Raw genomic sequence first — 12156 nt, forward strand, 5'->3', positions numbered from 1 at the left:
CCCTCTCGTTCGACCCCCGGGCGGGGCGTTTTCCGGCATTCACCGGAACGCGCTCCGCCCTTTGCCTGTCCGCGGTATCGCCCTGATCGAGCCCTCGTTACGATTCTGAGAGGCGAATTCGTACAGCGATGGCCGAGGGAAGTGAGGAGCAGCCGTGGGGCGTCGGCTCGTACCGCTCACGCTGGACAACCTTCCGGATCTCCCCAAGCGGTGTCGTTCCTGTGTGTTCTGGGAGCTCGATCCGGTCAGCGGCGAGGCCGCCGTGAAGGCCGGCCGCCCGGAGTTGGAGAAGGAGGCATGGATCTCCGCCGTGCTCCTCGAATGGGGATCCTGCGGCCGGGTGGTCTACGTCGACGAGGTGCCCGTGGGCTTCGTCCTGTACGCGCCTCCGGCGTACGTGCCCCGCTCCACCGCTTTCCCCACCAGCCCGGTCGCCGCGGACGCGGTGCAGCTGATGACGGCCTGGATCATGCCGGGCTACCAGGGGCAGGGGTTGGGCCGGGTCGTGGTGCAGACGGTGGCGAAGGATCTGCTGCGGCGGGGGTTCAAGGCGATCGAGGCCTTCGGCGACGCCCGCTGGAAGGAGCCGGCCTGCGTGCTGCCCGCCGAGCACCTGCTCGCGGTGGGCTTCAAGACCGTACGCCCCCATCCGACCTTCCCGCGTCTACGGCTGGAGCTGAGGACGACGCTCTCGTGGAAGGAGGACGTCGAGCTGGCTCTCGATCGGCTCCTGGGTGCCGTGCAGAAGGAGCCCGTTCTGCGGCCCCTGTGAGGCCTTCGGACAGACGACAGCGGCCCGCCCCCTCGGAAGGGGGCGGGCCGCTGCTGTTTCACGTGAAACAGCGGGAGAGTGTCAGGCCTTGGCCTCGACGAAGCCCTCCAGGTCACGCAGGAGCGCGGCCTTCGGCTTGGCGCCGACGATCGTCTTCACGACCTCGCCACCCTGGTAGACGTTCAGCGTCGGGATGGACATGACGCCGTACTTCGCGGCCGTGCCCGGGTTCTCGTCGATGTTGAGCTTCACGATGGTGATCTCGGGGTGCTCGGAGGCGATGGCCTCCAGCGACGGGGCGATCTGGCGGCACGGGCCGCACCACTCGGCCCAGAAGTCCACGAGAACGGGCTTGTCGCTCTTGAGGACCTTCTCCTCGAAGTCAGCGTCAGTAGCGGTAACAGTGGCGCCGGCCACGGCGGCCTCCTTGATTCGCGGGGTGTGGGGTGGGGGAAGGCGTAGGGGTCAGACCGCGGGGGTCTCGGCGAGCTTCTCGCTGTCGGAGAGGGCGGCCAGGAAGCGCTCGGCGTCGAGCGCTGCGGAGCAGCCGGTGCCGGCAGCGGTGATCGCCTGGCGGTAGGTGTGGTCGACGACGTCGCCGGCGCCGAAGACACCCGAGAGGTTGGTGCGCGTGGACGGAGCGTCGACCTTGAGGTAGCCCTCCGCGTCCAGCTCCAGCTGCCCCTTGAAGAGCTCGGTCCGCGGGTCGTGGCCCACGGCGATGAAGAGACCGGTCGCCGGGAGCTCGCTGGTCTCGCCGGTCTTGGTGTTGCGCAGGGTCAGACCCGTGAGCTTCTGCTCGCCGTGGATCTCGGCGACCTCGCTGTCCCAGGCGAACTTGATCTTCGGGTCGGCGAAGGCGCGCTCCTGCATCGCCTTGGAGGCGCGGAGCGAGTCACGGCGGTGGACGATGGTGACCGACTTGGCGAAGCGCGAGAGGAAGGTCGCCTCCTCCATCGCGGTGTCGCCGCCGCCGACCACGGCGATGTCCTGGTCCCGGAAGAAGAAGCCGTCGCAGGTGGCGCACCAGGAGACACCGCGGCCGGAGAGGGTGTCCTCGTTCGGCAGGCCGAGCTTGCGGTGCTGCGAGCCGGTCGTGACGATGACGGCCTTGGCGCGGAACACGTTGCCGGCGGTGTCCGTGACGGTCTTGATCTCGCCCGTGAGGTCCACGGCGACGACGTCGTCCGGCACGAGCTCGGCCCCGAAGCGCTCGGCCTGGGCCCGCATGTTGTCCATGAGGTCCGGGCCCATGATGCCGTCACGGAAGCCGGGGAAGTTCTCCACCTCGGTCGTGTTCATCAGGGCGCCACCGGCGGTGACGGCGCCCTCGAAAACGAGCGGCTTCAGCGACGCGCGGGCCGTGTAGAGCGCAGCGGTGTAACCCGCGGGCCCGGAGCCGATGATGATCACGTTACGGACGTCGCTCACGGGTTTCTTCCTCGTCTCTGCAGACTGCCTACTGCCTACGGGGGGCGATCGAATCGGTCACTCTCACCCCACCCAACCGATCCTACGGGGCAAGCATTCCCGAGACCGCCGCCGTCCGCGTGGCGAGTCAGGAGCGCGGGACAGACTCCTGGAGGAGGACCTCGGCCTTGGCGTTCCCTCCGCCGGAGGCGCAGGAGGCGTCGAGCACATAGGCCTGCACCCGGGTGCCGTCCTTCGTGTCGGGAAGGACGAGGAGATAGGCGGGTGTTCCCTGGTAGTCGCCCTGCTGGAAGGCGATCACGGTGTCGGTGCGTCCGGTGCCGGCTTTGACGCACGGCGGGACGACCGGTCCCAAGGACCGTTCCCGCCCGTCCCCGCCGCTCTCGGCGGTGAGGGGCGCGGGGGTGCTGCTCCCGTCCTGGGGCACCTGGAAGGTGTGGTCCTGGCTCAGGAGAGCCTGCACGGTGGAGTCGACCGGTCGGCCGTCGAACTGGGCACCCGCCTTCGCGGCGGCGACGTCGGACTTCGTGTCGCCGCTCTCGCCGCCACCGAGGTTCAGGCCGCCCGACTGGACGAGGAACAGGCCGAGCCCCAGGGCTGCGGCTCCGAAGGCGGCGCCGACGGCCGCGATCCGCCGGCGGGACCGACGGGGCCGTCCCGGGCCCGTCGCGGCGGCCGGGCGCCCGGCGGGCCGGTCCGGCGCGGGCGCGACAGAAGGTGCCGGGCGGTCGGGCGATGTTTCACGTGAAACACGCGCGTCGGCATCCGGCGCGGTGGCGCTCAGAAGTGCTTCGGCGGCGAGGGCCGCGTCGATCCGTCCGGCGATCTCGGCGGGCATCCGGGGCGGCCCCGGGAGGGTGCCCAGCAGCCCCCGGATCTCTTCCAGGGAAGTCCGTACGTCCGCGCAGAGAGGACAGGCTTCGAGGTGCTGCCGTACGGCCGTGCTCCGGGACGGCGAGAGCAGCCCTTCGGTGAGGTCGGAGATCTCCGAGACGTCCGGGTGCTGAGTCGTGTCGGCCGTGGAAGTCACGCGCGCCCACCTCCGCCCTTCACAGCAGCTGGATTACTCGGTCCGGTATCCGTCGGTCCCGGCACCGGTGGGACGGATGCCCCCGGCGTCCGGTTCCTTCCCCGGTCGGGGCCTTCGTTACCCACCGTGTCATCGCGCAGATGAGTGAGCAGCGGGAGGAGTCTGGCGCGCCCGCGCGCACAGCGGCTCTTCACGGTTCCGGTGGGGACATCGAGGATACGAGCGGCCTCGGCGACCGGATATCCCTGCATGTCGACGAGGACCAGTGCCGCGCGCTGCTCCGCGGGGAGCGTGGCGAGCGCGGTCAGCAGCTGACGGTGGAGGTCCTGGCGCTCGGCTGGGGCCTCGGCGGACTCGTGCGGTTCGAGGAGCTGCTCGAAGCGTGCGGTGTCGTCCACGGGCGAGGTCCTGCGCGAGGCGGCCTTACGGGCACGGTCGAGGCAGGCGTTCACCGTGATGCGGTGCAGCCACGTCGTGACGGCCGACTGGCCCCGGAAGGTGTGGGCGGCCCGGAACGCCGACACGAGGGCGTCCTGGACCGCGTCAGCGGCCTCCTCGCGGTCTCCCAGAGTCCGCAGGGCCACCGCCCACAGCCGGTCCCGGTGGCGCCGTACGAGCTCACCGAAGGCGTCCGGGTCGCCGGCCACATGGCAGGCCAGCAGTTCCTGGTCACTGCGCTTGTCGCGGATGGCGTCGTCCAACGGTGAGCCCCTCCCCCCGGGTGTGGCGTCAGCTGGTGATCTTGATGTCCGAGATCTCGCCCCGGTAGCCGTCTCCGCCCGCCGGCAGATCCGTCAACCAGACGAGAACGTAGCGCGTCTTCACCGGCTTACCGGGGACGAGACTCACCTGCTGTCCCGCACTCGCGGCCTGCTTGGTGAACTCGCCCAGGTCGTTCGGCTGGGACGAGAAGTTCTCGGGGGTCGCCCGCAGCTCGACCGACGTCGAGCCGTGGAAGGTGACCTCGACCTTGGCGACCTGCTGGACCTTGCCGAGGTCGAGGATGATGCCCACCCCGTCCTTCAGGTTGCCGAACTTCGAGTACCCCTTGTAGCTGCTGGTCGTCCACGCGGTGCTCGGGTCACCGTCGTAGGCGTTCTTTATCTCCCGCGGGTTCTCGCCGCCGTCGGAGCCCTGCGGGTCGAAGTCGCGCGCGTCCTCGATCGCGACCGGCTTCCCGTTCGCCTCGGGCTCCTTGTTGTCCTCGTCCGGCGGCAGCTGCTGTGTCGGCGGGGTCTCGGTCGACTGGTTCTGGTGCAGGAGCCGGTCGGCGATCTGCCAGCTACCGAGGCCCAGGGCGGCGATGAGCAGAGCCGAGACGGCCCACTTCAGCGCCTTGCCCGTACGGCTCTGCAGCGGCGGCGGCGGGGTCACGAGCTGCTGGGTCACCGCGGGATGCGGCTGAGGGCGCCCGTACGTGCCCTGCTGGTACGTGGTGCGCTGGTACTCGGGCGGCGTGGGGAGCGGGAACTCCGGCTCCGGCGGGCGGATGCGCGGCATCGCCGCGACGGCCTTGGCCAGTTCGTCCGGGGTGGTGCAGGGCGGTTCCTGGCGCGAGGCCGTGGCACCGTCGTTCGCCAGGGCACGCATGGCGATCTCCGAGAGGCCGCGGTGGACTCCCGCGCGCACCTGGTCGGGCGGGAGCAGCCCGACGTCCTTCGGGAGGCCGGAGAGGCCGTAGGCGTCGTTGTCGTAGGGCCAGCGCTGGGTGAGCGCCGCGTAGAGCAGGGCGCCGATCGCCTCGGTGTCCGTGCGCTGCGGGCGCTCGGCGCTGATGCCGCGCAGGGCGGCGTTCACGGCGAGTCCGCGAATGCGGTACTGACCGGTGGAGCTGCGCAGCACCGCGCTCGGTGTGAGCCGGAGATGCGAGAGCCCCTCGCGGTGGGCGGCGGCCATGGCCTGGGAGACCTGGCTGACGAGCTGGTACGCGTCGTGCGGCTCCATGGGGCCGGCCGCGAGCAGCGCGGTCAGCTCGGTGGAGTCGGGCAGCCATTCGTGCACGACGTAGACGAGGTCGTTCTCCTCGACGGCGTCCAGGACCTGCACGAACCGGGGATCACCGAGGAGCGCCGCGGAGCGTGCGGCGGCGAGCACGGAGCGGGCGCGCGCGTGGTCGGCCGGCAGGATGTGCACCCCGACGGCCCGGCGCAGCTTCTCGTCCACGGCACGCCAGCTGCTGAATCCGTCCAGACGGGTGACGCACTCCTCCAGCCGGTACCGTCTGGCCAGCTTGTGGCCGCTGTGCAGCTCCGGTGCGGTGATGGAGGGTTGTTCGCCGTTCTGTCGTTCGACCGCCTTGTTCTCCGTGGGCTCGGCGGCCGGTGCCGCCTTCTTCTGCGCTTCCGCCACCCCGTCGGTCGCGGCCGTGTCCGCCTTGGCGGTCAGCGGGTCGTCACCGCTGTTGTCGGCCACGTCGACGGCAGCCGTGCTACGTTCCGCCACCGTCGTTCCTGCCTCCCCATCCGTTGCGCCACATCCAACAGCCATGCCAATTGTGCCCACAGTCCGGCGCTATGCACGACACGCGTCGGCAGGCGATGGTTGTGCGAACCCCGCGCGCCGGTGTTCCGACTAGCGTCCCAGACGCCCGCGGACCATACCGACCATGGAGTTGAGCTCCGCGATCCGCATCCGCTTGGCCGCGACGAAGAAGACTCCGAGCAGCACCGCGCCGCCGACGACGAGGGCGACGAGCGAGCCCAGGGCGCCCTCGCCGAGCACCCTCAGGAGGGCGAAGCCCACCCCACCGGCGACGATCGCGGCCGGCAGCGAGGCCAGGCACAAGCGGGCGTAGGTGCGCAGCACATGGCCGCCGTCGAGGTCGCCGCCGAGGCGGTTGCGCAGGCGCCGCCAGGCGACGCCGACGCCGACCGCGTAGGCCAGACCGTAGGAGGCGGCCATGCCGACGACGGCCCACTGGGCCGGCAGCAGCACGTAACAGACCGCGGAGGCGGCCGCGTTGACCGCCGCGACGATGACGGTGTTGTAGAAGGGCGTCCGGGTGTCCTCGTAGGCGTAGAAGCCGCGGAGGACGACGTACTGCACGGAGTAGGGGATCAGGCCGAGGCCGAAGGCCATCAGGATGAAGCCCATGCTCCGGGCGGCCTCGACGCCGCTGGAGGCGTAGAGCAGGGTGCACATCGGGACGCCGAGCGCCAGGAACGTGAACGCGACGGGGACGATCGCCACGGCCGAGTTGCGCAGGCCCTGCGAGATGTCGTCGCGGACGGCGCCCGGGTCGTCGTCGGAGGCGGCGCGGGAGATGCGCGGCAGCAGGGCGGCCATGACGGAGACGGTGATGATGGCCTGCGGCATGCCCCAGATCAACTGCGCGTTGGAGTAGGCGAGGAAGCCGGCGCCGTCCTTGCCGGAGGCCTCACCGGCCGCGGTGGCGAGCTGGGTGACGACCAGGACACCGGCCTGGTTGGCGAGCACGAACAGCACCGTCCACTTGGCCAGCTTGACCGTCTTGCCGAGACCGTGGCCCTTCCAGTCGAAGCGGGGCCGGAAGCGGAAGCCGGTCTCGCGCAGGTAGGGGATCATCGCCAGGGCCTGGACGGCCAGGCCGAGCAAGGTGCCGATACCGAGCAGTCGGATGCCCTCGTCGGGGATGGTCGTGACGCCCATGCGCGACTCGGCGGAGGTGCCGTAGACCCAGATGAACAGGCCGAAGGTGGCGATCATGACGATGTTGTTGAGGACCGGGGTCCACATCATCGCGCCGAACTTGCCGCGGGCGTTGAGGATCTGACCCATCACCACGTGCACACCCATGAAGAAGATGGTGGGCAGGCAGTAGCGGGCGAAGGTGACGGCGACGCTGTTGGCGGCCGCGTCGTCGGCGATGGTGTTCGACATCAGCCGGATCAGCAGCGGGGCCGCGAAGACGGCGATGGCGACGATCGCGCCGAGCGCGACCATGACGAGGGTCAGCAGCCGGTTGGCGTAGGCCTCGCCGCCGTCCTCGTCGTTCTTCATCGAGCGGACCAGCTGCGGCACGAAGACCGAGTTGAGGCCGCCGCCGACGGTGAGGATGTAGATCATCGTCGGCAGGGTGTAGGCGACCGTGAAGGTGTCACCGAGCAGGGCGGCGCCGAGGGCGCCGGTGATCACGAGGCTCCGGACGAAGCCGGTGAGGCGGGAGACGAGGGTGCCGGCCGCCATCACGGCGCTCGACTTGAGCAGCCCGGAGGCACGGCCGGCCTTCTTCGGGGCGGGCGCGGGCATGGGGTTCGGCTCCGGGGACGGCGGGGGCACCTGGCCGGACGCCTGCTGGTCCCGGTAGAGGTGCGCGAACGCGTCGGGCTCCGGCTCCTCCTCCCCCGCGTGGGTCACCAGGTCGTCGACACCGGTGAACTGGACCGTGCGGGCGTCGTCACCGTACGGCAGGTGGCGGGAGGGGCCGTCGGGCTCGGGAGCGGGGGTCTGGGCCCAGACGCGGGGGTCCGGGGCGTGCGGGGGCACGGTGGGCTGCTGGTAGAGCGGCTGCGGCTCCGCGTAGGTGCCGGGCGGGGGTGGCGGGTGCGCGGCGCGGTCGTAGAGCGCCTCGGTCACCGGGTCCTGGGCGGACAGGTCCCGCGCCTGGTAGGGGTCGTGGGCGTAGGCGTCCTGGACGTACGGGTCCTGGGCGTACGGGTTCTGCGGATCCGGCGCGTACGGGTCAGGGGCGGCCTGCTGATGCGGCGGCACCGGCGCGGGGCCGGGTGCCGGGGCCGCGGGCGTGCCACCGGACGGCGGGTTGCCGCCCGGGCCCTGGCCGCGGTCACCGTCATACGGCGCGTTCATGGTTACCCCACCTCATCGTCCCCGGCCGACCGGCCACGACATCGCTCAACGGTCCACTTTCTCACCCGGGCCCGACGGGTCGCCGCTTTCGGCCCCGGTGTCCGGTGTCGGGTCACTCGGCTGCTCGGATTCCGTCCGGGGCTCGTCCCCGGCCGCGGTCTCCGGGTCGGTCTCCGCCTCGGGCTCGGCGTCGGTGGCGCCCTCGGCCGCGGTCGCGGCGTCGGCTTCGCCTTCCGCTGCCTCGGCCTCGTCCGCGGCCTTCGCCTCCGCGTCCGCCTCCGCCTCGGCGCTCCGGGCGGCGGCGCGCTTGCGCTGGCTGTACATCCGGATGCCGGCCAGGACGAGCAGGAGCACACCGCCGGCGATCACGAGCATCACCGTGGGGGTGATCTCGGAGACCTTCACGGTGAACTTCATCGGCGCACCATACGGCGTGCCGTCCTCGGTGTAGAGCTGGGCCGTCATCGTGACCGGTCCGTTGGCGTTGGCCGAGGCGGGGAACTTCACCGACTGGCTGTGGCCGCCGTCGATCTTCACCGGCAGCTCGGCGAAGGGCGCGCCGTTGACCTCCAGGCGCGTCTTGTTGCTCGAGGACAGCCGGAGCACCAGGTGGTCCACGCCCTGGAGCAGCTTGTTCTGCACGGTCACGGGGATGGTGGCGCTGCGGCCGGACAGCGTGAGGTCCGACTTCTCGATCAGCTGCACCTCCTTCGTGAGGCTGCGCAGGTAGGCCAGGACCTCCTCGCGGTACAGCGCGGCCGACGGGGCCTCGCCGCGCCAGGAGGTCGACATCTCGCGGCTGATCGCGTTGGTGAAGGGCGGCACCACGCGGTCCGGGGCGGTCAGGATCACCTCGAAGTCGTCGAGCTCGTCCCGGGTGACCTTCATCTGGCGGAAGGCGTCGGTCGACAGCTCCTGAGCCCGCAACTTCTTCGGGTACGAGCCACTGCCCGGTACCCGCTGCGACGCGTCCGGGTCCGGTGCCGCCGCGGCCGCGGCCAGCAGGTCCTGCGGCTGCGTCCAGCGGCCCGGGGCCAGGCCCTTCAGTGCCGCCGCCATGGTGTGCGCCTGCGCCGCGGTCGGCATGCGCTGCGGTGCGACGACGATGCTGCGCTCCTTCTCGGGCATCTCCAGGGTGGCCGCGAGCGACTGGGCGAGGAAGGCCTGGACGGCCAGGGTGGAGTTCTCGGCCCGGACCAGGTCGCCCTGGAAGGCCTTGGAGAGGGTGGCGTCGCTGACGATCGCGGTGGTGCCGCCGGCGATGGGACGGGCCGAGGTCGGCGTGTACGAGAGGTCGTCTCGGAAGCTGTCGCTACGGGCGATCACGTTGCGCGCGCCGGCGGAGGTGGCGACGGCCATGACGGACGGGTCCACGGCGCCGTCGACGGGCCAGGAGAAGTCGGTGGACGGCTTCACGTGGAGGACGGTCTCGACGGTGGACCCGGCCAGGGCGGTCGCCTGCTGGAGGTGGCTGAGGGAACCGGGGACGTCCTTGCCGTGGTGGGCGAGGGAGGCCAGGTCGGGGTCGGCGAACGGCAGCGCGACCACCTTGCGGCCCTGCACGGCCTTTTCCAGGGCGTCCAGCCAGCGCTCGGCGACGGCCTGGTTCCTTCCGGGGACCTCGGTCGCCCCGTGCTTGACCATGTACGGCCCGGTCATGGCGTCGACGCTGGCCAGCAGGTCAGGGTCGATCACCCAGGTCACCGGCAGGTCCCTGCCGAGCGCGACCATCTCGTGGAGCCGGCCCCCGGGGGCGAGCTCCGCGGCCAGGTCGTCGTTCTCGAAGACCGGGGTCTGCTGCAGGTTCGCGCCCGTCTCGGCGGAGACGTGGGCCGTGGAGATCAGCGGCCAGAGGTAGGCGAGCTGGGTCTTCTTCTCGACGGCCTCGGGCTCGTACGGCAGGAAGGTCCGCTCGATGCCGAGTACCCGCTCGTAGGACTGACTCGCGGCCCGGCCGGTGAGGGACACCCCGAGCTGATAGACGCCGGCGTCGTCCAGACCCAGCTTGGAGACGGGAACGGTGAGCGTGAAGTCCTTGCTGAGCCCCGCTCCCAGCTGGGGGATGGCGACGCTGTAGGGCTTGCCGAGCGGGGCGGGGTCGCGGCCGTCGCGGTAGGCGCCGCGATCGGCGATGTCCTCGATCTCGCTGCGGCTGGTCATCCGGGGGCCGACGCGGAGGTCGACCGTGGCGTTGGTCACCGCCTGCTTGCTCTCGTTGGTGACCGTTCCCGTGATGGTGAGCGTGTCGCTCTCCACCGGGGCAATCGGCGTCAGTGTGTCGAGCGACACCTCCACGGACCCGGAGCCGCTCGCCTTCTCGGCGGCCACGGCAGGGGGGGCGGTCACACCCTGGAGGAGCCCCGCCAGCAGCGGGACGGCCACGGCGAAGGAGGCCGTGCGCCGCAGCCAGCGGCGGGCAGGTGAGGGAACGGTCCCCTGGATAGCTGCCGCCTCGGCCACGCGTCGCCCGTCCTCGTCGTTGTCTGTGGTGTCAGTGGTGTCGGTGGTTCCCGGTTGCTGTGTCCAGGCATGGTAACGAGGCACGCGGCAGCCAAGTGCCGGGGACTGCTCCAGCTGATGGCGGTCGGGGTCGCCGAGGTGGACGGGATCCGACCGGGGCCGCGGGCGGGCAGCGGGGAAAACCGGGGCGTCGCGGTGAGCCGGGGCACGTACCCTTTTCTGTTGTGCCGAACGCCAACGAAGACACCCCGACTGCACTGAGCCAGGTGCAACGCCGCGCGGTCAGCGAGCTGCTGCGTGTGTCCCCTGTCGCCGACGACCTCGCCCGCCGCTTCCAGCAGGCCGGGTTCAGCCTCGCGCTGGTCGGCGGCTCGGTACGCGACGCCCTCCTTGGCCGTCTCGGCAACGACCTGGACTTCACCACCGACGCCCGCCCCGAGGACGTACTGAAGATCGTCCGTCCGTGGGCCGAGGCCGTGTGGGAGGTCGGGATCGCCTTCGGCACCGTCGGCTGCCAGAAGGACGGCTACCAGGTGGAGGTCACCACGTACCGCTCGGAGGCGTACGACCGCACCTCGCGCAAGCCCGAGGTCTCCTACGGCGATTCCATCGAGGAGGACCTGGTCCGGCGTGACTTCACCGTCAACGCCATGGCCGTGGCGCTCCCGGAGAAGGAGTTCATCGACCCGCACGGCGGTCTCGAGGACCTGGCCGAGCGGGTCCTGCGGACCCCGGGCACCCCGGAGGAGTCCTTCTCCGACGACCCGCTGCGCATGATGCGTGCCGCGCGCTTCGCGGCCCAGCTGGACTTCGAGGTGGCCCCCGAGGTCGTCACGGCGATGACGGAGATGTGCGACCGGCTGGAGATCGTCTCTGCCGAGCGCATTCGTGAGGAGTTCAACAAGCTCCTGCTCTCCGCGCACCCCCGCAAGGGCCTCGGGCTGCTCGTCGAGACGGGCCTCGCCGCCTACGTGGTGCCCGAGCTGCCGGGACTGCGTCTGGAGAGTGACGAGCACCACCGGCACAAGGACGTCTACGAGCACTCGCTCACCGTTCTCGACCAGGCCATCGACCTGGAGGAGGACGGCCCGGACCTGGTGCTGCGCCTCGCGGCCCTGCTCCACGACATCGGCAAGCCGCGGACCCGTCGCTTCGAGAAGGACGGTCGGGTCTCGTTCCACCACCACGAGGTGGTCGGCGCGAAGATGACGAAGAAGCGCATGACGGCGCTCAAGTACTCGAACGAGATGATCAGGGATGTCTCGCGGCTGGTGGAGCTGCACCTTCGCTTCCACGGCTACGGCACGGGCGAGTGGACCGACTCGGCCGTCCGTCGCTATGTGCGGGATGCGGGACCGCTGCTCTCCCGGCTCCACAAGCTGACGCGTTCCGACTGCACCACGCGCAACAAGCGCAAGGCCGCCGCTCTCTCCCGCGCCTACGACGGCCTGGAGGAGCGCATCGCGCAGCTGCAGGAGCAGGAGGAGCTGGACTCGATCCGTCCCGACCTCGACGGCAACGAGATCCAGGAGATCCTCGGTATCCGTCCCGGGCCGGCCGTCGGCCGCGCCTACAAGTTCCTGCTGGAGCTGCGGCTGGAGAACGGGCCGATGGGGCACGACGCCGCCGTCGCCGCGCTCAAGGAGTGGTGGGCGACCCAGAGCGACTGACACCGTCG

General features: G+C 70.9%; 9 protein-coding genes. 2 read left to right on the plus strand and 7 right to left on the minus strand.

What is annotated here, in order from left to right:
• The first annotated feature begins 154 nt into the window (after window positions 1-154).
• Entirely contained in the window at window positions 155-772 is a 618-nt protein-coding gene (locus AB0M16_RS18250; protein ID WP_365343952.1) for a GNAT family N-acetyltransferase, read from the plus strand.
• A gap of 81 nt (window positions 773-853) precedes the next feature.
• Here AB0M16_RS18250 and trxA read toward each other — a convergent pair whose 3' ends face one another.
• The 7 genes from trxA to AB0M16_RS18285 form a co-directional block, all read right to left on the minus strand.
• Window positions 854-1189 carry a thioredoxin gene (trxA, locus tag AB0M16_RS18255; RefSeq protein WP_365343954.1) on the minus strand — a complete coding sequence of 112 codons (336 nt, stop codon included), beginning with the start codon at window positions 1187-1189 and terminating at the stop codon, window positions 854-856.
• Between the two features lie 48 nt (window positions 1190-1237).
• The gene (gene trxB / locus AB0M16_RS18260; protein WP_365343956.1) at window positions 1238-2203 is read right to left on the minus strand and encodes a thioredoxin-disulfide reductase; all 966 of its coding nucleotides are present in this window, start codon (window positions 2201-2203) and stop codon (window positions 1238-1240) included.
• A 127-nt stretch (window positions 2204-2330) separates the two neighbouring features.
• Window positions 2331-3233, minus strand: a complete 903-nt coding sequence (locus AB0M16_RS18265; RefSeq protein WP_365343959.1) for a hypothetical protein — start codon at window positions 3231-3233, stop codon at window positions 2331-2333.
• The gene (gene sigM, locus AB0M16_RS18270; protein WP_365343961.1) at window positions 3230-3934 is read right to left on the minus strand and encodes an RNA polymerase sigma factor SigM; all 705 of its coding nucleotides are present in this window, start codon (window positions 3932-3934) and stop codon (window positions 3230-3232) included. The genes AB0M16_RS18265 and sigM overlap by 4 nt, the downstream gene beginning before the upstream one ends.
• A gap of 28 nt (window positions 3935-3962) precedes the next feature.
• A complete protein-coding gene (locus AB0M16_RS18275) occupies window positions 3963-5675 on the minus strand; it encodes a serine/threonine protein kinase (RefSeq protein WP_365343962.1) in 1713 nt (570 codons plus the stop codon).
• Window positions 5676-5804: 129 nt separating this feature from the next.
• The gene (murJ, locus tag AB0M16_RS18280; protein ID WP_365343964.1) at window positions 5805-8018 is read right to left on the minus strand and encodes a murein biosynthesis integral membrane protein MurJ; all 2214 of its coding nucleotides are present in this window, start codon (window positions 8016-8018) and stop codon (window positions 5805-5807) included.
• 45 nt (window positions 8019-8063) lie between these two features.
• Window positions 8064-10478, minus strand: a complete 2415-nt coding sequence (locus tag AB0M16_RS18285) for a DUF6049 family protein (RefSeq protein WP_365343966.1) — start codon at window positions 10476-10478, stop codon at window positions 8064-8066.
• Between the two features lie 224 nt (window positions 10479-10702).
• On the opposite strand from AB0M16_RS18285, the gene AB0M16_RS18290 reads away from it, so the two are divergent.
• On the plus strand, window positions 10703-12148 hold the full coding sequence (locus AB0M16_RS18290; protein ID WP_365343968.1) for a CCA tRNA nucleotidyltransferase: 1446 nt from the start codon (window positions 10703-10705) through the stop codon (window positions 12146-12148).
• The last annotated feature ends 8 nt before the right edge of the window (window positions 12149-12156 follow it).

The organism is Streptomyces sp. NPDC051921 (assembly GCF_040680975.1).
Taxonomy (GTDB): domain Bacteria; phylum Actinomycetota; class Actinomycetes; order Streptomycetales; family Streptomycetaceae; genus Streptomyces.